Source organism: Roseomonas mucosa ATCC BAA-692 (assembly GCF_000622225.1).
Taxonomy (GTDB): Bacteria; Pseudomonadota; Alphaproteobacteria; order Acetobacterales; family Acetobacteraceae; genus Roseomonas; species Roseomonas mucosa.
The window spans coordinates 1-23,705 of record NZ_JHWD01000032.1 but is presented as its reverse complement, the minus strand read 5'-3'; the positions used below and the strand labels follow the sequence as shown (position 1 = coordinate 23,705).

Sequence of the window (23,705 nt, the reverse complement as noted above, 5' to 3'; positions counted from 1 at the left end):
CCTCAGTTGGCGACGAAGGACGGGGAGGGGATCGGGGTCGCGCCGACGCCGGGAAAGCCCCGCTCGGCGGCGATCGCGAGGTTCGCCGCGCCGACGGCCGCCACCTGCTGCTGCACGCGCAGGTTCTGCAGCGCGAGGTAGTTGGAGAGCGCGAGCTGCGCCGCGATCTCACGCGAGACGGCCGCCGGCGTCATCGCCTGCAAAGACGCCGCCCAGGCCGTATCCGAGAAGCGACGGTCCACTTCCAGGGAGAGCACCTGCATCCAGGAACCGGCCGCGGGCGGCGTGCCGCCGCGCGCCGTGATCTGGGCGCGCTGGGCCTCGTTCAGCGTCACCGCCGGCGCCGTCATGGCGATCTGCGTGCTGAACACAGAGCGCGCCAGGGACATGCGGGCGTCGTAGGCCCGGCGAAGGGCCGAGGCGTTCTGACCCTCAACGGAGGTGAGGTGGTCGCCGCGCAGCGCCGCCGGCACGACCGGCTGCACGACGTTGGTGGCGTAGTCGTTCGCGGCGTTCACCTCGTCGACGTCGGCGTAGACCTCGCGGCCGTTGAAGGACGAGGCTCGCACGTCGGCATTGGGGCGAACGGAGATGGTGCAGAGGCCAGCCGCCTCTTCGTCCTGGTCGCAGTAGCGGGCGAGATGCAGCGCGTTGCTCGACGTCATGGACTGCGCCTGCCCGTACCAGGCGGCGGTGCCCTGACCGCCTTCGCCCCGCAAGTCCATGACGTCAGCGATGGCGGTCGCGATCCGGTCGCCCTGGATGCGCGACACCGTGGCCGCCTGGCCGCTGTCGAGAGCAAGGCAGGCCTGCGGCGAGGCAGTGTGCTCGTCGCGGATCTCGGTGTTCCGCATGTCGCGCTGGAAGCGTGCATTGGCGGTGTTGGAGGCGTCGGCGATCTGCTGGACCGCGCTGATCTGCGCGCGCTGATAGTTGGAGACCTGGGTGAAGCCATCGCCCAGCTTGGTGTCCAGCAGCCCCCCCATGTTGGTGATGCGGTCGCCGATCAGGTTCCCGATACTGGTGATGTTGTCATAGACACGGGTGATCGCATTGTTGAGGACCTGCTGCGCCTGCGTCAGCAGGAGGTGGGTGACGGCATCGAAGGTCGGCCATTCCGCATGGGCCGGGCGGGGGGCAACCGTTGTCACGGTGCCGGCCACGACCAGGATGGCGACAGTGGTCCTGAGATGTTTCCGCATGGGATCGCTCCGTGCCGTCTAGCGGCTTGGCAGGGTGTAGCCGGAGGGCGCCAGGGGTGAGCCGTTGACGTAGAAGTTGCCCGACGTCCCGAAGCCCGTTCCGAAGGTACCGATGGGCGGACCGCCGCCGCCGAAGGACAGACGCGGGCACATCAGGCCACCGCCGATCCCGCCGAAGCCCAGGTTGAAGCCGCTGACGGTGAGGCCGCACTGGATGGAGCCGAGCGCCGACTGCCAGGCCTGGCTGACCGTGGCGCAGATCTGACCCTGGATGGCGTCGAGCAGGTTGGTAGGATCGAGCAGGCTGGCGATCACGTTGAGGCCGACGCCGCGAAAGAAGCCGTCGAGGCAGGTCAGGTTGCGGACGCTGGTGGGCGCCTGGATGGCCGTGTCGTCGGCCTGGACCCGCGCCTCGATGGCTCCGGCGGCGGCCTGGGTGATCGCGGTACAGCCCACGCTGCCGGTCGATTGCGCCCGGGCGAGGGAGGGCGCGGCGAGCAGGGTCGCGAGCAGCGCCAGGGCGAGGCAGGTGCGACGCATCACGCGGCCTCCCGGCGGGCTTCGCCCAGGACCTCGGCCAGCAGCTGCAGCCGCGCTGGGGCGAACAGGCGTTCCAGCAGGGTCTGGCGGTGCAGCGCCGCCAGCATGGCCCGAAGGCAGGCGCCGGCTTCGGTGGTTTCGTCGCGCAGCAGGGCCTCGGGCCAGGGATGAAAGCGGCCCACGGGCGCCTCGTCGAACCAGGCGAGCAGCCGCAGCAGCCGTGCGACGCCGAGCTGGGCCATGGCCTCCCGGAGATGCAGGCCCTCGTCGGTGAAAAGGCCGGCGAGGCTGCCGCCGCCGCCGGCATCCTTATCGAGATGCTGGCCAAATGCGGTCAGCAGCGGCAGCACGGCCGGATCGTCCTCCACGGACCGGATCAGTCCCGCCACCATCGCCGCCACGGCGGGCTCGGCGCGCCGGACCCATTCCAAGACGCCATCTCGCTCCAGGTCGGGCACGGTGCCCCTCCACTCTCCAAGGAGGGCACAGGCTGGCAGGGCGCGACGCGAACGGCGTGCCAGCCACCCGGCCTAGCGGGCGATGGTGGCGGTCTGCCCCGAGAGCAGCAGCCGAAGCCGCTGGGGCTTGAGGGCGTCCCGCAGGACCTCGTACCAGACCTTGCCACCGGTCCAGGAAACCGTTGTTTCGGGTGTCACACCGGGGCCGTAGACCACCCTGATTCCCCTCGGGACGATCTGCCGGACGGCAAATGACAGTGGGATATCAGTGCCGTAGCCCTGCATCCTGGCGGGCCCGGCATCGCCGGCCGCCGGCCGCGATGAGCGGCGGGTGGGCGTTTGCGATGTATCGGTGCTACCATGGGGTGTATTCGCTTGATCCATATGGCCGGATTCCGCCACGACGGCGCCGGATGGCATCAAACGGAAGTCGACCGGGGTAACCGGGACAGTGGAGGGGTGCAGGAGTTGCAAGGTCAACAGGACGACCGGGGGAAATGCCATGGCGTGGGTTCTCCTTCTCCCTCCACTGCCCTTCGCCGATGCGAACGGCATCCACGACGTCCGATGCCCGGGCGTGACGGCCGGGCGGCCTGTCCCCGATGAAGAAGCCCGAGCAGGCCTCGGTTACCCAATCGCCAACGGCCGTACCCTCGGCGCCGTCTCGCCGCACTCGCGGCGCGGAGCGTGATGTCGATCCCTATCTTGCCGTCGTGGGCAGACGCATCAGGGAAATCCGGACTGAACAGTCCCTGACCCAGGCAGAGCTGGCCGTGAAGGCCGGGTTGCAGGTCACCACGATCTTCTCGGTCGAGAACGGGCTGCAGTACCTCACGCTCAAGACCCTGCTCGGCATCGCCCGAAGCCTTGGCGTCGAGCCGGCCGATCTGCTGCCTTCCATCTATGCGACAGAGGGCCAGCGCGACACGGCGCCGGAGCCCGACCGCAGGACAGGCAGGAGATCTCAGCCGGAGAGCGACGAGGGGCACCGTCTGGAGGACCTCGATACGGTCCTGGCCGAAATCGATCGTCTGGTGCAGTTAGCCCGGACGATGCGAACACGATCGAACCCCTATGGTGGCCGCAGCAAGCGGTAGTCCCGATCCCCTGAAGGCAGCGAATACAGTAGGATAGCCTTAAGGGCCATGGACGGAACCCTGGTTCTTGATTGCGATAGAGCCGAAAACAACGCCAAATCGCTTCGGTTAAATCCAATTCTCATTGCTTCTTCGATCACGGTTGTGACAGTGTGCGCCCGGGAACGACTGGGGCTTCGGGCATGTCAGGGCAGATTTCCGGCGGCGCTGTCGCCGGCAGGAAGGGTAACCAGGGCGCGGCACCAAGCGGGGCGGGCACGGTCTCCAACTGGAGGTTCGACCGGGTTCTCGCAGCGATGATCGCGAAGGGACACGGCCTGGAAGCCCTGCAATGCTGCCTCGGCGTGACCGTCGCCTTCATTCTGGAGCGTGTCGTGGCATGCGGGATGGCCACGCCGCCCGATCATCCCATGCGGCGAAGCAACCATCCTCGTGCCTGGAAGACCAGTGATCTATCACTATTCATCGAGTGCTGGATCGCCAATTGGGACGGCGGCAGCATGGCCGACACCTTCGGGCGCTCCCGGGGTGGCATCTACGCCCTGAGCCGACGCCTCGGCCTCCCGAGCCGCCGGCGAGGCGACATCCGTCGCCCCACGATCCGCGCGGTCGGCGAGATGGGCGAGGCCCGACAGGCCGCTGCAGCCCCCAGAGCCGGATCATCTCTCGCGGGCGGCAGTCAGGCATTGCCGCCGATCGTGAGCCACTCCCCCGTCGCACAGCCCCCGATCCTGACGTCTCGGAGGCGCGCGCAGGTCATCTGCACCCTGTCCCCCGTCGAGGCTCCCACCGCGGCGGTGTCCGGGCGCAGGACGAGTGGCCTGCAGCAGGCCGATACCCAGGCGGAGATGGCCCCCCTCCCCACGCCGGAGGCCGGGATGCGGCGCGTCCGGACGCTGACGGGCTTCGATGGCCTGCCGCTCGCCGTCGAGGTGCGCGCCAGCCGCGGTCAGGTGGCCTGGACGCCACGCCTCGAACTCTACCTCGCGAGCACCCGCTGGGCCGGCCAGCACCCGCGCGCCGTCGCCCGCGATCTCGGCATTCCCTTCAGCGCCGTCGTATCGCGGCTGCACCTGATGAATGTCCCGCCACGGCCGCGGGAGGAGCTGACCGACACCTATGACCCCGACCTGGCGCGCAGGCGGCTGCACGAGGCCGGAATGGAGGTCCGTCAATGCCACAAGCATGCGGGTCGTCTGTTCTTCGGCAACCGATGGACCTATGTCGCCCCACTCACCAAGCGGTCGAGCGGCTACCAGCGAGAGGTATCCAACCTGGACCATTAGCGGCGATCCGTGGCTGTTCGCATCACCATGACCGAGGATTCCGTCATCAGGATGGAACCTTGTCATGCAGAATGCGCGCACGGCGATCAGTCACCGGCTGAGCGATCCGGAGTTCCAGGGACGCCTGGTCAATCGCCTCACCCTCCTGACGGTCGCCATGTCCGTCGTCACCCTCTCGGCGCTGGCGCATTCCTACTGGCTGCAGACACGCCCCAGCGAAACCCGCTACTTCCTGGTCGACGGTCGCAACCCGCCGCGGCCGATCCGCGCGCTCGAAAGCCCCGTCGTGGATGACGCGCAGCTGCTGGAATGGACGGTCCGGGCGGTGCTCGCCGCCTATAATGTCAACTATCACGACTACCCGACGCAGCTGAACACGGCGGGACGGCGCTTCTCGCTGCAGGGCTGGAACAGCTTCGCCCGTAGCTACCAAGCCAGCGGCAACTTCGAGGCGATGAAGGCCGGGCGCATGGTCTGCTACGCCCAGGCGCAGCGCGCCGCCACCATCGCCGACACGCAGATCGTGCGGGGGCGCCTGAGCCACACGGTGCAGTTTCCCATCGTGCAGACCTGCGAGAACTCGCAGCAGACGAGCCAGACCAACCTGACCATCTCGACGGTCGTCGTTCGCACCAACGACGAGGATCGTCCGGACGGCCTGATGATCGACCAGCTGGTCGCCATCGCCCGATAGCCGGATCAGGAGCTCCTCTCGTGCATGTCCGTCACGCCATCCTTGGCCTTGCCGCGGGCTCCGTGCTCGCCGCTGCCGCATCGGCCCAGGCGCCGCCACCGCCGAGCCCGGCGGATCGGGCCGCCACGCGCGACCGCATCCTGGAGGACGCGATCCCGCTCACCCCGGAGATGATCCGCGAGCTGGCGCGCCGCTACGGCGAGGTGCGCCGCGCCCAGGAGGAGAGCGTCGCCATCGTGGCGGCGCCCGTGAGCCGGCCGGTGAATGTCGGCTTCCAGCCCGGCCAGCCGACCTCCATCGTGCAGACCGTGCGCGGCTACCCCACCGCGCTCAGCTTCTTCGACAACACCGGCCAGCCATGGCCCATCGCCTGGGATACCAACTCCAACAACGCCAACGTCTCGGGCGGCGGCGGTGCCGGCGTCGGCGGCTGCTCGACCTCGCCCAATGCCGGACCCGCCGGCCCCGGAGGGCCGTCTGCCGACCTGACGGGTTTCCATGTCTGCGTCCCGGTGCGCGGCTCCAACACCATCCAGATCACGCCGATGTCCGTGGCGCCGCGCGGCGGCCTGCTGGTCAACCTGCAGGGGGCGCCCAAGCCGATCTCCTTCCTGCTGGTGGCCGGCCAGTCGCGCTACGACGCGGATGTCAGCATCCACGTCTCCAACCGAGGGCCGAACGCCCGCATTCAGATCGACACCCGTCCGGGCGCGCCCGTGACCGGCGCCCCCTACCTGACCGCCATGCTCTCCGGCGTGGCCCCGGCCGATGCCGTGCCCCTCGCCGTCAGCGGTGTCTCGCCCGACGACGTGCGGGCCTGGCGGCTGGGCAGCCAGCTCTACCTGCGCACGCGCCACACCCTGCTGTCGCCGCCCTGGGACGCCTCGCAGTACGGCGAGGGTGGAACCACGGTCTACGCACTGGCGCAGACGCCGGTCGTGCTGCTCTCCGTCAACAACCGCACGGTCTCGGCCGAGCTGCGCGAGGAACGCTGATGTCCGACGCCGCCATCCGGCGCAGGGTGCTGCGCAACCCCTTCAACCGCGCCCTCGGCGCCGGGCCGATGCGGCTCGCCGGGATCGCCGCCCTCGGCGCGACCGTGGTGGGCACCGCCATCTGGGCGGCACTCGGCTCCACCGAGCCCCCCGCGGAAAGCCGCGCGGCGCGGCAGACCCCGGTCAACACGCTGCCGGGTGGTCCCAACAGCAACCCCTACCAGGACCGCCTCGCGGTGGCCGACAACCAGCGGCAAGCCGAGCGAGCGCAGCAGGCTGGACGGTCCTTCACGCCCCCGATCAACGCCAGCCAGCGCGGCATTCCGCCGGATCTGCAGCTGCCGCCGCCCGTCCAGCTCCCGGCCGCGATCGCAACGCCCGCGCCGGCGGCACCGGTTGTCTCCCCGCCGGCCGTGCGACCGGCCACGGTGGAGGCACCGCCCCCGGCCCTGCTCTACGCGCCTCCGCCGATGCGCGCGACCCCCTCCCCGAACCCGATCCGCACAGTCGCCCAAACGAATACGCCGACGACGCCGGCCGACGATCCGGCCTTCCGCGCCGCGGTGAATGGGCTGTTCGGCGGCTGGCAGGGTCGCCCGGGGCAGACCACCGTGACCCTCGCGCCATCCGCCGCCGCCGAGGACGGCCGGGACGGCGCAGGTGCCTTCGCCCGACCGGCTTCCGCCGGCCGTGTCACGCGCCCGGCGACCACGGAGACGGATGGCGCCCTCCCCGGCGGCAGCGTGCGCCAGGGCCGTGTGTTGATGCCGGCCGGGCGGGGTCTCTATGCCCACACCGTGCTGGCGGTCAGCTCGGAGACGGGCGGTCCCATCGTGCTGCAGGCCGACAGCGGCCCCATCGCGGGCGCTCGCCTGATCGGCAGCTTCAACCGGGCCGGGCAGAGCAACCGCCTCGTCGTCCGCGTCACGCGTGTGCAGTACCAGGGTCAGACCATCCAGGCCGACGGCATCGTGGTGGCCCCCGACAGCATGGAGACCGCGGTGGCCACCAACGTCGACCAGCGGATGTTGGAGCGCTTCGTGCTGCCCGCCGCCGCGGCCTTCATCGCCGGGCTCGGCCAGGCCGTCGCGACCACCTCGAACACCTATGGGCAGCTCAACCCCCTGGGTGGCACCTCCTTCATCACCCGCCTCAACCCGGAGCAGCAGCTCGCGGTCGGTGCCGGCGTCGCCGCGCAGCAGGTTGGCCGGGCACTGGAACAGGCGGCGCCGCGCGGCCCGACCATCCATCTCGCCGCCAATGCACCGGTCGGGATCATGTTCCTACAGGATCTGCGCGCCGCCGACTGACGCCTGGCCGGTGGCTTTCCCGGGCGCCGTTCGCGTCGGGGTGGACGATCCTGCGGGCCAACGCCCAGCAGGATCGTCTCATGGACACCCACCTCGTCGCGCATCCCGATTTCCGGCCGCTGACCGCGGACGCGCCGGGCCCGGCGGGCCCGTCGAGCCCCGGTGCGCCGCAGGAGCCTCCGCAGCGGCCTAGCGAGGCGATAAGCCCGGCGAAGCCCGCCCCTCGCGCCAGGAGGCGCAGCCGCCTCCTCGGTGGTGTGGCCCTCGGTGCCGTGCTGCTGCTCGCGGGTGGTGCCTTCCTGGCGTCCCCCTACAACACGATCTATCCCCTCGACCTCCGGCGAGTGTCGGCGAGCCTGCAGGGTGCGATGGAAGGCGCCCGGCAGGTCATCGCGCCGCATGGCCCCGAGCTGGTCGCGCCCTCGGCGCGGATCGCCGCCGGCCCCGCGCCGGTGTCGGTGCCGCCGGTCGAGCGCGAGCGGCACCGCCCGGCCCCGCCGCAGCAGCAGTTGCAGGAGATCGTGGGCTTCCAGGCCAACCCTGCCCGCCCCGCGCCGGCCACGGCCGAAGGCAACCTTCCCACGCCGGCCGCCTCGCCGCCCGCTCGCCGCATCGTGGAACCGACGCCACTGGCACCCCGGATCGGGGAAGTCCCCGCCCGGCCGCCCGTGGCAACCGGCGGCACGCCCCCCGAGGTGACCACGCCGCGCCCTGCCATGGTCACGGCGCCTGCCGACCCTGCCCCGATCCAGACGCCGCCGACCGCGGTCATCCCGTCCGTGACGACCAGCACACCCGCAGCCACCGCCGCGGCGGAGCCGCCCCCAGCCGCCGTGGCGTCCGCCGCACCCCCGGCAAGGGCGGCGGGGGTCGTGACCACGCCGGCGCCCCTGACGGTCATCCCGGTGCCGGCCCCCGCGACGGTAGCCAGCCAGTTCGCGACGCCCGATCCGGTCACCGTGGCGGCCGGGTTGCGCCCGGCACCGATGAGCACGCCGCAGCAGGTCGAGGTGCTGGGGCTGGTGACGACGATCGGGACCATGGTGCGCGACCTACGCGAGGAGAACCGGCAGCTGCGCGCGGACATGGCGGCCGCCCGGGAGCGCCTCGATGCCGCCACGGCCGATCTCTCGCGTCGCGTGGCACTCGCCGAGGCGCGCGGCTCCGTGGCGGCCGCCATGGGTTCGCCGGTGCCGCCGGCGCCAATGCCTCTGGCAGCAGCTCCCGCCCCGGCACCGCCGGTCACCGCCGCCGCGTCGCGGACCCCGGCTCCCAGCGACACCGTGAGGCGCCGCTACCGGGTCCAGGCGGCCTCTCCCGGGCTCGCCATGCTCTCCGAGGTGGACAACACCGGCGAGTCCGGCACCCAGCTCCAGGTCGCCGTCGGTGACCGGGTGCCGGGCTACGGCCGCATCACCGCCATCGCGCAGCAGGGCGCGACCTGGGTCGTGCGCGCTGAGCGCGGCTCCATCCAGTAGGACGCGCCACCATGCAGGGCCTCGCCAACTTCGCGGCCGATGTCGGTGGCGCGATCACCTTCCTCGTCCCCGCCTTCTGCTACCTGGCGGCCATCGCCGCCTTCCTTTTCGGCGCCTGGGGCTTCTGGCAGCAGGCGCAACCGCACAACCCCTTCCGGGGCAAGCCCTGGATCCCCTGGGTGTCGCTGGTGCTGAGCGGCGTCTTCGCCAGCTTCGACGGCATCCTGACCATGGCCAACCGCAGCGGCGGCTCGTCCATCATCGTCGGCACCGGCGGCGCCTTCGGCTACGTGCCGAGCGCCAGCGGCGCCCTGGGTGCCACTCCCGCCGAGACCGTCGTCAACGTCGTCACCATCTTCCAGGGTTTCTTCCAGGCCTTCGGCGCGATGATGGCGCTGATGGCCGTGTTCGCCTGGTGGGCGGTGATGCGCGGCATCAGCCGCCGGCCGCAGGGTGGCTGCCTCGTGCAGTTCGTCTTTGGCGTCATGCTCATCAACGTGCTGCCGCTGGCGACCTTCCTCGCCGCGCTGTTCGCCTGAGGATCGCGCGAAAAATCCTGCGCGCCGTTCGCAAGGACCTCGCACAGCATCATCGCAGGGTCGCCGACGGCGCCCCGGCCCTGAACAGGAAAGCGATCATCGTGTCGATCATCTCCCACAAGACCACCCTCGCCCCGCGCCCCCAGGGCGCGATCCTGCGCCGCCGCGTCGGGCTGGCGCTGATGGCGGCGGCCATGGGGGCGTTCTTCTCCGGCAACGCCTTCGCCCAGGCCGCCAACACCATCGGCGGCCAGGTCGGCACCATGGCGCAGGAGGCGGCCACCGCCGGCGGCAACCTCGGCTCCATGGCGATGTACGTCGCGGCGCTGATCTGCCTGATCGGCGGCGCCTGGGCCCTGTGGCAGTCGCGCCAGCCGCAGAACCGCGAGGGCGGCAAGGTCGCCATGGGCCTCGCCGGCATCGTGCTCTGCGGCCTCTTCGCCACCGGCGGCGTCTGGATCGGCAAGGCAGCGCAGACCGCCTCCGGTGGCTCCGCGACGGTCAGCGGCACCAACTCGGTCGTCACCTTCAACTGAGCCGGGGCCTCCCACCATGCGTTTCCCGCCGCTCCTGCTGTCGTCGCATACGTCCTCCTGGGGCGGCGCGGCCTGCCGGGAGCGGCGGGCGACCAAGGTGGACCCCGCCCCGGTGCCCGACATTCCCTGCCGGTTCTGCGGCGCCCTCGCCGCGGGCCGGCAGGAATGGTTCCACCTGAACGGCGACGAGGCCGACGCCGCGCCCGGCAACCTCGCCGTGGCCTGTACCCTCTGCCATCTCACGCAGCACCTCGACACCGCGGCGGCCGAGGGATCCGCGACCCTGATCTGGCTGCCGGAGATGAGCCAGCAGGCGCTGTTCGCCGTCGCGCGCGCCGCCCAGCTCTCCTTGCTGGAGGCGGGCGACGATCCGACGCTCGACATCCTGCCACGCCGGGAAAGCCCGGCCACCATCGCCGCCTGGCGGGCCCTGACCGCGTTCCGGGCCCGCCAGGCGATCTGCGCCAGCAAGCTCCTGACCCACGATCCGGCGGTGCTCGGCGCCGCGCTGCTCGGCCTCGCGCCGCGCGCCTACCAGGACCGGGCCTACCTCCTTGGCGGCGTCCGCCTGCTGCCGCTCGGCCGGATGCCGCGCGGCAAGGAGGACATCTATCCGGACCTGCTGCGCGCCTGGGGCGCGCCCAGGATGATCCACCACCGCCCGGAGGCCGCATGATCGCCACCGCCATCACCCGTGGCCTCGCCGGCCTGTCGCTGGTTCTCCGCCAGCCGCTGCCGGCCTTCTGCGAGATCGAGACCGCCCATGGCGACGCCCTGGTGACGCGCCAATGCGACTACCTCAGCGTGGTCCGTATCGAGGGCATGCGGCGGATGGCCAAGCGCGACGACGTCGAGCGCATCGCCACGGCACAGCGCATCGACCTGGCGGGCGCGCTGGAGGACCGTGGCCACGCCATTGTCGGCTGGTACGTCTCCGACCCGGACATGGCCGGGGTCGAGATCGAGCGGCTGAACCTCGCCTCCTGCCGCACCATCGCACGGGAACTCGGTCTCAACGTCTCGGACGTGCTCGAGGAACGCGCGGCGCTGTGGCCCCGGATCATGCGCTGGGAGGCCGCCTACTACGTGCTCTGGACCCGCCGCGCTGTCCTGACCAAGGAGGAGCGCCGGCAGATGGCCGAGGAGCAGAAGGTCCTCTCGCGCGAGGGGCCGCGCGCCGGCAACAGCCAGCGCTACTACCTGCGCTCCGAGGTGATGGCGGCGCGGCACACGGCCTTCGTCTCGCGGGTCGTCGCGTCGCTCGGCAACAACGACGTCGCCACCCGCGAACTGGATGCCCACGAGGCGCTCAGGGTGATCCGCGAATCCGTCTACCGCGAAACCGCCGGCTCCGACTGGAAGGCGACGTTGCCGGGCGACCGGGTGATGCCGCGGGCGACCGAGGATCCCGATGGCGGCGAGAGCCCCACCGCCGGCATGCTGTGGCCGGCCGTGGCCGAGCAGATGTTCCATGCCGATGCCGAGACGCTGGGGGGCCAGCGCGTCCGCATCGGCGATCACGACTATGCCCCGGTGGACATGGCGGTGGGGCCCGAGGATCCGCGTCCCTTCGTCGAGCTTTCCGCCCGGCTGGGCCAGGACCGCATCCCCTGGCGCAGCGCCGTGGTGATCGAGGGCGGCGGCCGCAACGCCATGCAGATCAAGGAGGTCGCCGCGACCTTCTTCTCGATGTTCCCCGGCAACGCCGATATCCGGCGCGCCTTCGACGCCCTGCGGCAGGCCCGCAACGAGGACAACCACATCGGCGTGCGGCTGCGCGCCTCCTTCGCGACCTGGGCCCCGGCCGGCGAGATGCGGCTGCTGCGCCGTCGCGCCTCGACCCTGGCGCAGCGCATCGAGGGCTGGGGCAACTGCAAGACCACCCCGATCGCCGGCGATCCGCTGGAGGGGGCGCTGTCCAGCGTCCCCGGCCTGTCGCTCACCTCGACCGGCACGCCGCAGATCGCCCTGCTGGGCGACGCCTTCGCCATGCTGCCCTGGAACCGCACCGCCTCGCCCTGGGAGCAGGGCTCGGTGCTGTTCCGCCGGCCCGACGGCGCCATCTGGCCCTACGACCCCTCCGGCGGCGACAAGCGCCCGCTCGTCTGCGACGTCTTCGTGGCGCCGCCCGGTTCCGGCAAGTCGGTGCTGGCCAACTGCATCAACCTCGGCCTGGTGCTCAGCCCCGCCGTGCTCGGGGTCAAGGGCGCCAGGCTGCCGCTGATCGGCAAGGCCGATATCGGCCCTTCGGCGCAGGGCTTCGTGCGGCTGGTGCGCGAGGCGCTCGGCCCCGCGCGCGAGCACGAGGCGATCTTCGTCACCATGCAGTTCGGGCCGGGCTACGAGGTCAATATCTTCGACCTGCAGGTCGGCTGCCACTACCCGCTGCCACTGGAGCGGTCCTTCCTGCAGAACTTCCTGGCGCTGGCCACCACGCCCCCGGATACCTCCACTCCCTTCGAGGGCATGGCGCAGCTGATCGGCGCCGTGATCGACGAGGCCTACCGGCTCTGCACCGACGTCACCGGCGGCTCGCCGAAGCCCTACCGGGCCGGCGTGGAGCCGGAGGTGGATGCCGCGCTGCGCCGCCACGGGCTCGTCCTGCCCGGCGATACCCCCTGGTGGCGCGACGCCGTGGATGCGCTGATCGGCGCCGGCGAGATGCGGCTGGCCGAGGTAGCGCAGCGCCATGCCGTGCCGGTGCTGCAGGACCTGATCGCCGCCGCCCGCTCGGACCAGATCCGCGACGCCTTCAAGGACCTGCATATCGCCGAGACCAGCGAGTCCGCCTGCACCCTGTTCGAGCGCTACGTCTACGATCTGATCCGGCGCTTTCCCTCGTTGAGCCGGCCAACCCGCCTGGATTTCGGCCCGGCCCGCATCATCGTGCTCGACCTCGCCGCGGTGGCTCCGGCCGGCTCGGCGGCGGCGAACCGGCAGACCGAGCTGATGTACATGCTGGCGCGGCATCTGCTGGCGCGGAACTTCTTCCTGCACCCGGACTACGCGCAGTTCGTCCCCGAGCCGGTGCGCGACTACCACCGCGAGCGGTTCCAGGAGGTGATGGAGGCGGTCAAGCGCCTCGACTACGACGAGTGGCACCGCACCAGGGGCAGCCCGCTGGTCCGCGCCCAGGCCGAGCTCGACGTGCGCGAGGGCCGCAAGCACAACATCCAGCTCGGCTTCTCGTCGCAGCGGCTGGAGGACATGGGCGAGGCCATCGTCGCCCAGAGCACCGGGCGCTTCATCCTGCGGACCGGCGACGAGAAGGAGCGCGAAGAGATCATCACGCGCTTCGACCTGTCGGCCGCGAGTGCGGATGTCGTGCGCTATGCGCTCAACGGCCCGGGACCGAACGGGGCTCCCTTCCTCGCGGTGCTGACCGCCGGCGGTGCCAAGTACGAGCAGATGCTCATCAACTCGCTGGGCCCGGTCGAGCTGTGGGCGCTGAGCACCACGCCGGGCGACACCAGCCTGCGCAACCGCCTCTATGCGGCCCTGGGCTTCTCGGAGGCGCTGCGGCGGTTGGCGAAGGTGTTCAAGCGCGGCTCGGCGGTGAAGGAGATCGAGCGGCGCAAGAACGAGCGGCTCAAGCTCGGCGAGCTGGACACGCGCGCCGAAGCCGGCGTGGTGGACGAGATCGCCGCCGAGCTGATCGACGGCAAAGGCCTCGGCATCGTCCTGCGGGACGTGGCGCCCGATCATGGCCAGCCTTCCCAGAAGCTGGCGGCCGAATAGTCGCGTCGCATAGGGGCCGTGTTCGATGCGAACACAGGATTCGTAGCCCCGTCCTCGTCAGCCTGACAGGTCGGCGAACGAGCCCGCAGCTGCAAAGGGAGGCCTCCCGTTCGCATCGCTCCGCTCCATGCTTCACGCATAGGAACGGAGGTCCCGCATGGCGAGGATGAACAGCCGGCTGATGCTGGCCTTGATGGGGTTGGTCGGCCTCGCGGGCTGCGCCACGGGCGGCCCCACGGCCGAGATCGCAACCCCCGGCATGCCCAACCCGGAGATCGCGCTCCGCCAGTCGATGGAGCAGGTGGGGCAGCAGCTCTCGCAGCTCGGCGGCGTCAGCCGGGTGGACCTCACCGCCCGTCGCGGCCGCGTGGTGCCGGAGGAGCTGCAGCGTCCCATCGCCTTCGCCTGGAACGGCCCGCTGGCCGATGGCGTGCGCAAGCTCGCCGATGTCGTGGGCTACCGGGTGGTGGTGTCGAGCGTCGAGGGAGTCGAGCGGCCGCAGCCCGTGCCGGTCTCGCTCAACCTGCCCGCCACCACGGTCGTGGACGCCTTCGCCGCCCTCGGCGAGCAGGCCGGGGCCTATGCCACGGTGCAGCTCGATCCGGCCTCCCGCACGGTCCAGGTGGTGCATCGTGTCTGAGCCCCGCCCCGCCCCGCGGCGCCCGGCGCTGCTCGCCGCGACCGCCCTCCTCGCCCTGGCCTTCGCCCCTGGCGTGCGTGCCGAGGGTTCGGTGCGCCTCCTCCCCAGCCCGCCCATGCCCAACGAGGCGCAGTACGACGCCGCCGCCCGGTCGCTCGCCAGCCAGCTGAACCAGCCGATCACCGGCGCCGGCAACATGCCGGTGGTGGAGGGTGGCGACGCCCCGCCCTCGCTGGAGGCGCTGCAGGCCGCCCGCCCGGGCGACCTGCCCGGCGACGGGCTGGAGACCGGCCGCGCCGAGGTGCTCCGGCAGGCCGCCATGACCTATGGCGCCCAGGGCGGCCTCGCCGCCCGCTCTTTCGCCATCAACGAGATGCTGCGCCGCTACGAGGCCCAGCTCACCGCCACCTACGACTTCCGCCCCCTGGTGCTGCCGGTGGGCGGCGGCCAGACGCTGATGCGCCCGCCCATCGTCTCCGAGGCGCAGATGGCCTTCGCGCTGGGCGAGAACGGCCAGGTGGCGCGCGAGACCTCCTGCATCTTCGAGATCACCCGCGAGGCACAGCTGACCTCCGCGCCGCCGGACTGGCGCTCCTACCTGGTCCGTGCCTGGGGCAGCCCGGCCCGCCCGGCCGACGCGGCACTGCCGCGCACCCGCCAGGAGGTGGCCTACTGGAACCGTGGCGTCGCCGAGGGTTGGGCCCAGGGCGAGAAGCAGGCGGTGACGATCTTCCTCTCCGATCTCGGCCGGTTGCAGCGCGACATCGTCGGCATGGCCCGCTACCGGGTGCTGCTGCGCGCCGGGCTGGTGGAGGAGCCGCGGGTCGCCTTCGAGACCCGCAACACCGAGGGCGGCCGGTCGCGGCTGAACATCGGCGACCGGGTGGTGCGCATCACCGAGCAGCCCGGTCTGCAGGCGAATATCCGGCGCTGGCAGCCTGGGGCAGGCTGCCGATGAACCTCGTCCTGCCGCTGCCAGCCGAAGTCGGCGAGGCGACCGCCCCGGCGCGCGACCCGGATCCCTGGCCCGGCGAAGGCCAGCGCTGGGTGACGGAGCCACGCAAGCAGGCGCCGGGGCTGGATGCGCTACTGGTCTGGGCCTACGAGCACGGCGCCTCGCGCATCGCCTTCCAGACCGGCCACCCGGTCTGGGTCCGCATCCACGGCCGCAACCGCCGCGCCACGCGCGGCATGCTGAGCGAGGTCGAGCTCGGCGACATCACCAACCACCTCTACGGCGCCGACGGCACCGCCCGCCTGCAGGGCGGCTCCGACTTCGACGTCAGCTACGAGGTGGGCCTGTCCCGCTCGCGCCGGCTGCGCTTCCGGCTCAACGCCACCCCGATCCGCGCGGCGCGGCGCGAGGGCGCCAACATCGTGCTGCGCCCGATCCCCGACCTGCCGCCCTCGCTGGCCCAGCAGCTGGTCGAGCCCGGCATCCTCGCCGCCTGCTTTCCCGAGCGCGGCATGGTGATCGTCTCGGGCGGCACCGGCTCGGGGAAGTCCACCCTGATCGCCGGCATGACGGTGGCCAAGCTGGCCGACCCGGAGGGGCACTACAACATCCAGGAGGCGGCGGCGCCGGTCGAGTTCCTGCTCGACCGCTTCCCGACCGCCAGCTCCACCATGGCCCAGACCGAGGTGCCGCGCGACCTGCCCAGCTTCGAGGCCTTCATCCGCGGCTGCATGCGCCGCGAGCCCACCGACATCATCGTCGGCGAGTGCCGCGACAGCGCCACCATGGCCGCCTCGATCCACGCCGCCATCTCCGGCCACGCGCTGACCACCACCATCCACGCCGACGACGTGCCGCTGACCATGCAGCGCATCACCACCCTGTGCCCGCGCGACGAGCGCGACAACCTCGTGGCCTCGGTCGCGCAGTCGCTGCGCCTCGTCGTCAACCAGCGCCTGCTGCCCTCGGCCGACGGCCGCCGGACCGCGATCCGCGAGTTCCTCGCCTTCGATGCCGGGCTGCGGACCCGGCTGCTGCGGGCCGATCCCGGCGCCTGGCCGGTCATCACCCGCGAGGCGGTCGACACCCAGGGTCAGAGCTTCACCGCCTCGATCCGCTCGGCCCTGGAACAGGGCCGGATCACCGAGGCCGTGGCGGCCCGCGCGCTCAAGGAGATCGGCTGATGTGGCGCAACACCGCCCTGCCCGTGCGCATCCTCATGCTCGACGCCCGCGCCTGCCTGCCGGTGCTGTGCTTCGTGGTCTACTGGAGCTGGGCCACCCTCTACGTCGCCCTCGCCGGCACCGTGTTCTTCGGCACGATCAGCTTCTTCGGGCTGACGGTGCCGGCGCTGCTGCGGGTGCTGCGCCGCTGGCTGGTCGGCCGGCTGCGGCCCGCCGTCCCCGCCTGGCGCCGCCGGAGGCTGGCATGAGCCCGCCCCTGGATCTCGACCGGCTCGGCCGCGCCCTGCAGGCGATGGTCGAGCGCGATGGCCGGCCCCTGCTGCTGCGCGACGAGGGTTCCGGCCGGCTGCACCGCCTGCCCGCCGATCTGGCCGGCGCACCGGACGGGGTGATGCCCAGCATCCTCGCCGCCGCCGGCGCCGTCTGGCAGGCGGCCACCGGGCGCGGGCTGGGCGTCGAGCAGCACCGCGATCCCGCCGCGCTGCTGGGCTACCGGGTGGCAGGGGTGCGGGGCGAGCCCTTCACGGTGGTCGCCCTCTCGGCGCTGGAGGCGATCCACCGGACCGGCGGCCCGACCGCGCTGGTCGTCAACGACTTCGCCGAGGTCTGGCGCACGCTGCGCGCGGAGGCCTCCCCACCCCGGCGCCCGGCCCCGGGAGCCAGCCCATGAGAGCCACCCTGCTGGCTGCCGCCATCCTCCCCTACCTCCTGGTGGGGCAAGCCAGGGCAGACGACGTCTCCGACGCCACGGTGACGGCGGTGACCGAGTGCATCCGCGCCGCGGCGGCGCTGCACCGGGTGCCACCGGGCGTGATCGCGGTGCTGCTCGCGGTCGAGGGCGGCTCGATCGGCCGGACCAGCGGCAACACCAACGGCACGGTCGATATCGGCCCGATGCAGATCAACGAGATCCACCTGCCGGCCATCGCCCGGCGCTGGGGGACCAGCGTCGCCGCCGCGCGCGAGGCGTTGCTCAACAATTTCTGCGCCAATGTCGAGGCGGGCGCCTGGATCCTTCGCACGGCCCTCGACAGCGCCGGCGGCGACTTCTGGGAGGGTGTCGGCCGCTACCACTCCCGCACCGAGGTCTACAAGGACCGCTATCTGCGCCAGGTGCTGACCCAGGTCCTGCGGCTGCGCGACCGGACCAGCGGCACGGGGTCCAGGGGCACACCCTGAGCGGCGCCGTTCGCAAGGAGCCAGGGCAGATTCCGCGTATGAGACCGGAGACCCGCATGGCCAGCGCCTGCTTTCCCGACCGCCCGCCCGATGCCCTGCGCGACGGCGACGCCGAGGCGGTCAGCCTCGCGTTGCTGCGCCGCATGACGGGCTTCCGCGCGGTTTGCCACGGCCCCTGGCGCAGCCTGGCGGCCCGGCTGATCCGGGCGCTGTCCCCGGTGCTGGTCTGGATGCGCGACCACACCGGCCTGCCGCTCGACAACGCGGCGGTGCGCTTCGCGATGGAGCTGTCCTCGATCGCCGCCCTCGCCACCCGGCGCCGCTTCCGGCGACGGATCGGCGGCGAGGTGATGGAGGTCGATGCCCGGGCGATGCCCGAGGGCATCGTCTGGCCGCTGAACCTCTATCTCGCGGCGCTGCCAGGCTATGACGGCACCCAGCCGGCGGAGCGGCAAGGCATCGAGCCAAGACGGCACCACGCCAACATCGTGTTCTTCGGAGCCCCGGCATGAGCACGGCGGGAGGTGGCGCCCGCCGCGGCTGGGCGTCGAGCGACGACTACGTCTTCCTCAGCCTGATCGTGATCGTCATCGGCTGCGGCTTCCTCGGCTGGATGCTGTGGTCGAGCTACCACCGCGAGGTGGTCGAGGCGGTGGCCTGGCTGCAGATCCGCAAGATGACCTTCATCGGCCGTTTCACCGACGGCTACGAGGCGCTGCGGCAGGGCGTGATCCACGGCAACTACGCGACCGTCAGCTTCGAGCGCCTGGTGGCGATGTGCGGGCAGGTCAACGGCTTCTTCCGGTGGCCGGCGGCCGGGCTGATCGGCGCCCTGGCCGTGCTCTGCTTCGTCGGGGCGCCGCCGGGCCGCTTTCGGCGGCGCTTCGACCTCGACGGCCTGCTGCGCGAGCAGGCCCGCTTCTACCGGGCGGCCAGTGCCATGCTCGGCCGGCACCTGAAGCTCGTCGATCCGGCTCCCAAGGCGCCTCGGCCGGCCGATCCCGCCCTGCACGTCCAGGAATGGGCCGGCCGCTTCTGCCTCGATGCCAAGGGAGAGGTGGACGGGACCAGGCTGCGGCAGGCGCTGCTCCTTCAGCTCGGCCCCGTCTGGCGCGGCCCGCGCCGGGCCTCCCCGGCGGGGCGCGTCATCTTCGCGGCCTTCGCGCTGCACCTAAGCGGGCGGCGCGAGGAATGCCAGCAGCTGCTGGGCGATCTCGCCGAGGCGCTGGGGCAGGCCCGTGATCCGTCGCCCACCGGCCCTGCGGAGAGCCTGCCGGTCCCTCCGGCGGTGCTGCTGCGGGCCGATGCCGTGCTGGCCGAGGGAGCGGCGCACGAGGCGGCCGAGGCGGCGGCTGCCCGCCACGCCTACGAGACCACCGCCCTGATGGGGCTGCTCAACGCCGCGCGGCTGGAGTCCGGCATCCTCGCCCCGGCGCAGTTCAACGGCCTCAAGCTGCTCGACCGCTCCCTCTGGTACGCCCTGCATTCGCTGGGCTTCCCCGGCCACGGCCCCGGGCAGAACAGCCAGCCCAATCCACGGGTCGAGGCGGTCGGTTCGCGCTCGCACTGGCAGGCCGAGCGCCAGGCTCGCTGTCCCCTGTTCCCACCGCAGCTCGACGAGGCGGAGCGGGCCGTTCGCATCGCGCTCCTCCAGCATGCCGAGGAGCAGACAGCGAGGACGCAGCCGTGAACCCCAACCCCGAGAGCCCGCTCGCCGACTTCCTGGGCCGGACCGTCGCGTCGGTCCCGCAGCAGGACGCGGGCCGGCCCGTGCATGTCCACTTCCACCTCGGCGATTCCGAAAGGGCAGCCGGAAAGGTGTCGGAAGCGACCACCGTGCGAGCCGTGCGGAACCGCTTCGACTGGGTCGTCCTGGTTGCCTGCACGGTCCTGTCCTTCACGGGCGGCGCGATCCTCGGCGGCAACGCGGAAAGCGGCAGGGCGGAGCGGCTGGCGAGCGCCGACGCCGGAGCCCGGGCGTCGCTCTCCCAGCCGCCCCCACCGCGTGGTCCGCAGCCCGGCGCCGACCTGCCGGTACCCGGCCCGTCGCCGATGCAGCAGCTGCGGCAGCAGCTCGGCCAGGGACCGGTCGTGCTGCCACCCTCCGTGCCACCGGGCACGGCGCCATTGCCCCAGGCCGCCACGCCCCGGCCGCCCACCGTACCGGCGGCTGCGGCCCCTGGCCCCGCGCGGCCGGCGCGCGACGGCTTCGGGCTGGAACGCTGAGCGCCACGCCATGATCCAGCGCGAGATCTCCGGGCCGCAGAGTCAATTCGAGCGCGGCGGCGGGATGGGGTACCGCGACGTGCGGCCCTTCACCGTCCGGCTCGCGGACCTGCTCGGCAGCCAGTTCTCCGGCCTCCTGCTGAGCACGACGGCGGCCGTGGCCTTCCTCTACCCGGCCGCCATCGACCTGCTGGTGCCGGGGTCGCTCGCCTATGCGGCCTGGGTGATGCGCCGGCGTATCAGGCTGCCGCTGCGCCTGCCGCGCAGCGCCGCGCAGCCGGACTGGAACTACCCCAGCCCCAAGGACCGCCGCCCGCGCATGGCCGCGGGCAGCCTCTACATCGGCAACGACCAGGTGAGCGGGCAGGAGCTGTGGATCACCAACGAGGATGCCCGCCAGCACGGCACCATCCCCGGCACCACCGGCGCCGGCAAGACAACCGCCATCCTGAGCCTGCTGACCAACGCGCTCGCCCAGGGCTCGGGCTTCGTGCTGGTGGACGGCAAGGCCGACAACCAGCTGTTCGGCCAGGTGGCGGCGCTGCTGCGGCGCTACGGCCGCGAGGACGACCTGCTCGCCCTCAACCTCCTCGTCGCCTCCGGCGTGAAGGACAGCAACACCTTCAATCCCTTCGCCTCGGGCAATGCCGACGCGCTGCGCGAGATGCTGGTCAGCCAGCTGGGCGAGCAGCGCTCCGAGGACAGCAACGGCGTCTTCCGCACCCGCGCCATCGCGCTGGTCGGCACCATCGCCCCGGTGCTGGTCTGGATGCGCGACAACCGGGGCATCCCGGTCAACATCGAGACCATCCGCTTCGCGCTGGAGCTGCGCTCCATCGGCACGCTCGCCACCCGGAGAATCTTCCTGCACCGCGAGGGTATCAGCGGCACGGTGACGGAGATCCACGTCAACAACATGCCCGAGGAGATCATCTACCCGCTGAACGCCTATCTCGGCGAGCTGCCGGGCTACGACACCACCCAGCCCTTCAACAAGCAGAAGGGCGAGGAACCCTCCAAGCAGCATGGCTTCGCGCTGTTCTACTTCACCGGCCCCTTCACGCAGCTCTCGGTCAGCCTCGGCCACATCTTCAAGGTGCTGCATGGTGACATCGACATGCGCGACGTGGTGCTGAACCGGCGCATCCTCGTCGTCAACCTGCCGGCGCTGGAGAACTCCGACGACACCCTGGCCTCGCTGGGCAAGATCGTCGTGGCCAGCCTGCGCGGCATGCTGGCGCAGCTGCTCGGCGCCCGGCTGGAGGGCGACAGCCGCGAGATCTTCGCGCTCAAGCCCGGCATGGGCGAGGGACCGTTCTACGTCGTGTTCGACGAGCTGGCCTACTACGCCACCAACGGCATGGACCGCATGCTGGCGATGGGGCGCGGCCTCAACATCTGCTTCTGGCTGGCCTTCCAGGAGGTCAGCGGCCTCTGGGCCCGGCTCGGCGAGAAGACCGCCTCGCTGCTCGGCAACGCCAACCTGACCATCGCCATGCGCCAGCAGGACGCGCAGCGCACCCGCGACTGGATCGAGAAGACCGCCGGCGAGACCGAGGTGACGCAGGCCACCAGCTTCGTGGCGGGCGAGGCGGGCAACTACCGCGAGGGTCCCTCGGCCGAGGTCCGCAAGGTCAACCGCGTCGCCTGGTCGGATCTGCAGCGGCTGCTGGAGGGCGAGGCGATCGTCATGCTGGGCGGCCGGCGCATCTACGCGAAGCTGTTCCACGCCGATATCCCGGTCGAGGGGTCGATCCGCCGCAACCGCCCGGTGCTGCTACACGGCCCCTCCGAGGACACCAGGAAGACGGCAGAGCGGATCGGCGAGGTGTCGGCCCAGATCGGTAAGGGGCTGGTCCCGGTTGGGCGGGAGGCGGCCGAGAACGATCCGGTCCTCGCGGCGATGCTGGCAGCTGCGGAGACGGCGGCAGCGCCGACCCTGGATGAGGCGGCAGCCGTGGCCCTGGCCGCCGCCGGGACGGTGGAGGTGCCGCGCCCTGCCAGCGAGGCCGGGACGGAGCCGCCCAGCACGTCGAGCACCACGATGCTGGAGACGGCGACCCGGGCAGCGCCGGAGGCGGCGGGCGCCGCGTCGGTCGTGGCGGCCGGCACCTTCGGCATGGGGCGCGACCCGCGTCTGGAACAGGCGGTGGCCGCCATCGAGCGGCAGGCCGGCAGCGATCCGGCGGAAGCCCGGGCCACTGCGGCGGCGATCGGCGCGACGGTGGCCGAGGCCAGGGTCATCACCCTGCCCGAGCCGCCGCCGATGCCGCCGGAGGTCCTTGCGGAGCTCCTGCGCTCCCTGGTCACGCGGCTCGTGGCATGACGGCACCCCGGGCCATGGAAAAGGATCTGCCGGGTCGCCTCCTGGCCGCGCTGTCGACGCCGCGAGGGGTCGCGGATCTCGCCCGGCGCTGCGGCGCCGCGCCGCTCGTGGTGGCGCGGAGGCTGCTGCGGCTCTGCCGCGACGGCCGGGTGCGCCCCTACTGCCAGGACCTGCTGATCGCCCGCGATGCGCTCTCGGGCCTGCGGGATGGGCCGGTTGCCCCGGATTGGTCCCCGAGCCGGCGCGTGGCGGCAGCGCTCGCGGGTGGAGCCTTGATCGACCTCGCCGATGTCGCGGCGCGCAGCGGCCTGCCCATGGACACGGCTGCCACCGAATTGCAGGCGCTGGTCCGCCTCGGCAGCGCGGAAAGTCACCGGAAACGGGTGCTGCGCTGGCACTGCGCCGGCACGCGCCCCCTGACGCCGAGCCGCCTCGGTGCGCTGGAGCTGATGGTGGTGCGTGGCGCCCTGCTGGCGGCACCGGGGCAGGAACTTCGCATCCAGGACGTGGCCTGGGCACTGGACCTGCCGACGTCGCGGGTGAACGACCTGGCGCAGACGCTGCTGCGCGGCGGCGAGTTGGCCCGCACCGGCCACGGCCGCTACGTGGCGACCGAAACCTCACGGACGGGATTGGTCTCCCTGCCGGCCCCGTCGGGCGGGAATCCGAGGCGGCGGCCGCGGCGCGTGGGCGACGCCATCCTGGCCTGTCTGGAGACCCCGCGGCAGGCCTGCGACATCGCCGGCGAGGTCGGCCGCTCGGTGTCGAACGTCACCGGCCATCTGCGTGCCCTGCGCGTCGCGGGGCTGGTGGTCCGCATCGGCTGGGGCCGGTACGCGCGGGCCGACATGCCCGGCCTGCCGCCCCCCGGGGAGCGCTGCCTGCGGCGCCCCCGCACCCTCCCGAAGCCCCACCAGGAGGCCATGCCATGACCTTCGTCTCGCGTCCCACCGTGATCCGCTATGCCGGCCCCGACCACCCGCACTTCATCACCGAGCGCGACGTGCGGGCGGCCCTCGACTTCCTGGTCGCGGTCGAGCCGGCGAAAGCCGCCTCGATAGCGGAGTTCGAGGCGGCGCTGGCCCCGCGCCGGAGCGAGGTGGAGATCGCGATGGGCACGCTGCGGGGCTTCGCGGAGCAGACCGATCCGCTGAAGCTGGAGGCTCTGCAACGCGCCTACGCCCTCCTGGTCGACGAGCCGCCCTACCTGTCAATCGGCACTGAATTGGGACCCCAGATCGGCGCGCAAAAGGGACCCCTCTTGTAAGGCGTTCAGGCGCGGTTCTTGAATCGCCAACTGTCGTTGCCGGTCTCGACGATGT

Annotated in this window: 26 protein-coding genes; 22 read left to right on the top strand and 4 right to left on the bottom strand. The window is 71.9% G+C overall.

The window, feature by feature from the left end; all coding sequences use genetic code 11:
* Positions 1–2: 2 nt before the first annotated feature.
* The 4 genes from BT98_RS0118010 to BT98_RS0117995 form a co-directional block, all read right to left on the bottom strand.
* Positions 3–1,202, bottom strand: a complete 1,200-nt coding sequence (locus BT98_RS0118010; RefSeq protein WP_027297369.1) for a hypothetical protein — start codon at positions 1,200–1,202, stop codon at positions 3–5.
* 18 nt (positions 1,203–1,220) lie between these two features.
* The gene (locus BT98_RS0118005) at positions 1,221–1,742 is read right to left on the bottom strand and encodes a hypothetical protein (RefSeq protein ID WP_081798652.1); all 522 of its coding nucleotides are present in this window, start codon (positions 1,740–1,742) and stop codon (positions 1,221–1,223) included.
* Entirely contained in the window at positions 1,742–2,200 is a 459-nt protein-coding gene (locus BT98_RS0118000) for a type IVB secretion system protein IcmW (RefSeq protein WP_075822811.1), read from the bottom strand. The genes BT98_RS0118005 and BT98_RS0118000 overlap by 1 nt, the downstream gene beginning before the upstream one ends.
* Before the next feature lie 72 nt (positions 2,201–2,272).
* A complete protein-coding gene (locus BT98_RS0117995; RefSeq protein ID WP_027297366.1) occupies positions 2,273–2,704 on the bottom strand; it encodes a hypothetical protein in 432 nt (143 codons plus the stop codon).
* Positions 2,705–2,802: 98 nt separating this feature from the next.
* Between BT98_RS0117995 and BT98_RS26260 the strand changes: the two genes are divergently transcribed.
* The 22 genes from BT98_RS26260 (at position 2,803) to BT98_RS0117885 (ending at position 23,650) form a co-directional block, all read left to right on the top strand.
* The gene (locus BT98_RS26260) at positions 2,803–3,297 is read left to right on the top strand and encodes a helix-turn-helix domain-containing protein (RefSeq protein WP_081798651.1); all 495 of its coding nucleotides are present in this window, start codon (positions 2,803–2,805) and stop codon (positions 3,295–3,297) included.
* Positions 3,298–3,479: 182 nt separating this feature from the next.
* Positions 3,480–4,583, top strand: a complete 1,104-nt coding sequence (locus tag BT98_RS27330; protein WP_147292493.1) for a hypothetical protein — start codon at positions 3,480–3,482, stop codon at positions 4,581–4,583.
* A 64-nt stretch (positions 4,584–4,647) separates the two neighbouring features.
* Positions 4,648–5,277: a DotI/IcmL/TraM family protein gene (locus BT98_RS0117980; protein ID WP_027297364.1), complete on the top strand. Its 630-nt coding sequence runs from the start codon at positions 4,648–4,650 to the stop codon at positions 5,275–5,277.
* Between the two features lie 20 nt (positions 5,278–5,297).
* Positions 5,298–6,272 carry a DotH/IcmK family type IV secretion protein gene (locus BT98_RS0117975; protein WP_051544323.1) on the top strand — a complete coding sequence of 325 codons (975 nt, stop codon included), beginning with the start codon at positions 5,298–5,300 and terminating at the stop codon, positions 6,270–6,272.
* Positions 6,272–7,582 (top strand): DotG/IcmE/VirB10 family protein, encoded by a 1,311-nt coding sequence (locus BT98_RS24975; protein WP_051544322.1) that lies wholly within the window; start codon positions 6,272–6,274, stop codon positions 7,580–7,582. Before BT98_RS0117975 ends, BT98_RS24975 begins: the two co-directional genes overlap by 1 nt.
* 272 nt (positions 7,583–7,854) lie before the next feature.
* On the top strand, positions 7,855–9,060 hold the full coding sequence (locus BT98_RS0117965) for a hypothetical protein (protein ID WP_147292492.1): 1,206 nt from the start codon (positions 7,855–7,857) through the stop codon (positions 9,058–9,060).
* Positions 9,061–9,071: 11 nt separating this feature from the next.
* The gene (locus BT98_RS0117960; protein ID WP_027297361.1) at positions 9,072–9,599 is read left to right on the top strand and encodes a hypothetical protein; all 528 of its coding nucleotides are present in this window, start codon (positions 9,072–9,074) and stop codon (positions 9,597–9,599) included.
* Between the two features lie 101 nt (positions 9,600–9,700).
* Positions 9,701–10,135, top strand: a complete 435-nt coding sequence (locus BT98_RS0117955) for a hypothetical protein (RefSeq protein ID WP_081798650.1) — start codon at positions 9,701–9,703, stop codon at positions 10,133–10,135.
* 16 nt (positions 10,136–10,151) lie between these two features.
* On the top strand, positions 10,152–10,811 hold the full coding sequence (locus BT98_RS0117950; protein WP_027297359.1) for a hypothetical protein: 660 nt from the start codon (positions 10,152–10,154) through the stop codon (positions 10,809–10,811).
* Positions 10,808–13,873, top strand: a complete 3,066-nt coding sequence (locus tag BT98_RS0117945; RefSeq protein WP_027297358.1) for an ATP-binding protein — start codon at positions 10,808–10,810, stop codon at positions 13,871–13,873. The genes BT98_RS0117950 and BT98_RS0117945 overlap by 4 nt, the downstream gene beginning before the upstream one ends.
* Positions 13,874–14,030: 157 nt before the next feature.
* Complete coding sequence (locus BT98_RS24970; protein WP_081798649.1) at positions 14,031–14,513, top strand: DotD/TraH family lipoprotein; 483 nt, start codon at positions 14,031–14,033, stop codon at positions 14,511–14,513.
* Between the two features lie 28 nt (positions 14,514–14,541).
* The gene (locus BT98_RS0117935) at positions 14,542–15,471 is read left to right on the top strand and encodes a type IV secretory system conjugative DNA transfer family protein (RefSeq protein ID WP_371329370.1); all 930 of its coding nucleotides are present in this window, start codon (positions 14,542–14,544) and stop codon (positions 15,469–15,471) included.
* Positions 15,468–16,652, top strand: a complete 1,185-nt coding sequence (locus BT98_RS0117930) for a type IV pilus twitching motility protein PilT (RefSeq protein WP_027297356.1) — start codon at positions 15,468–15,470, stop codon at positions 16,650–16,652. The genes BT98_RS0117935 and BT98_RS0117930 overlap by 4 nt, the downstream gene beginning before the upstream one ends.
* Positions 16,652–16,900: an IcmT/TraK family protein gene (gene icmT / locus BT98_RS0117925; RefSeq protein WP_027297355.1), complete on the top strand. Its 249-nt coding sequence runs from the start codon at positions 16,652–16,654 to the stop codon at positions 16,898–16,900. Before BT98_RS0117930 ends, icmT begins: the two co-directional genes overlap by 1 nt.
* Complete coding sequence (locus BT98_RS0117920) at positions 16,897–17,322, top strand: hypothetical protein (RefSeq protein WP_027297354.1); 426 nt, start codon at positions 16,897–16,899, stop codon at positions 17,320–17,322. Before icmT ends, BT98_RS0117920 begins: the two co-directional genes overlap by 4 nt.
* Positions 17,319–17,831, top strand: coding sequence for a lytic transglycosylase domain-containing protein (locus BT98_RS0117915; protein ID WP_027297353.1), 513 nt, complete (start codon positions 17,319–17,321; stop codon positions 17,829–17,831). The genes BT98_RS0117920 and BT98_RS0117915 overlap by 4 nt, the downstream gene beginning before the upstream one ends.
* Positions 17,832–17,887: 56 nt before the next feature.
* Positions 17,888–18,343 (top strand): hypothetical protein, encoded by a 456-nt coding sequence (locus tag BT98_RS0117910; protein ID WP_027297352.1) that lies wholly within the window; start codon positions 17,888–17,890, stop codon positions 18,341–18,343.
* The gene (locus tag BT98_RS0117905; RefSeq protein WP_027297351.1) at positions 18,340–19,521 is read left to right on the top strand and encodes a secretion/conjugation apparatus DotM-related subunit; all 1,182 of its coding nucleotides are present in this window, start codon (positions 18,340–18,342) and stop codon (positions 19,519–19,521) included. The genes BT98_RS0117910 and BT98_RS0117905 overlap by 4 nt, the downstream gene beginning before the upstream one ends.
* Positions 19,518–20,057, top strand: coding sequence for a hypothetical protein (locus tag BT98_RS0117900; RefSeq protein ID WP_027297350.1), 540 nt, complete (start codon positions 19,518–19,520; stop codon positions 20,055–20,057). The genes BT98_RS0117905 and BT98_RS0117900 overlap by 4 nt, the downstream gene beginning before the upstream one ends.
* 10 nt (positions 20,058–20,067) lie before the next feature.
* Complete coding sequence (locus tag BT98_RS0117895; protein ID WP_027297349.1) at positions 20,068–22,383, top strand: type IV secretory system conjugative DNA transfer family protein; 2,316 nt, start codon at positions 20,068–20,070, stop codon at positions 22,381–22,383.
* A gap of 14 nt (positions 22,384–22,397) precedes the next feature.
* Complete coding sequence (locus BT98_RS0117890) at positions 22,398–23,315, top strand: helix-turn-helix domain-containing protein (protein WP_027297348.1); 918 nt, start codon at positions 22,398–22,400, stop codon at positions 23,313–23,315.
* Entirely contained in the window at positions 23,312–23,650 is a 339-nt protein-coding gene (locus BT98_RS0117885) for a hypothetical protein (RefSeq protein WP_027297347.1), read from the top strand. Before BT98_RS0117890 ends, BT98_RS0117885 begins: the two co-directional genes overlap by 4 nt.
* Positions 23,651–23,705: the final 55 nt, after the last annotated feature.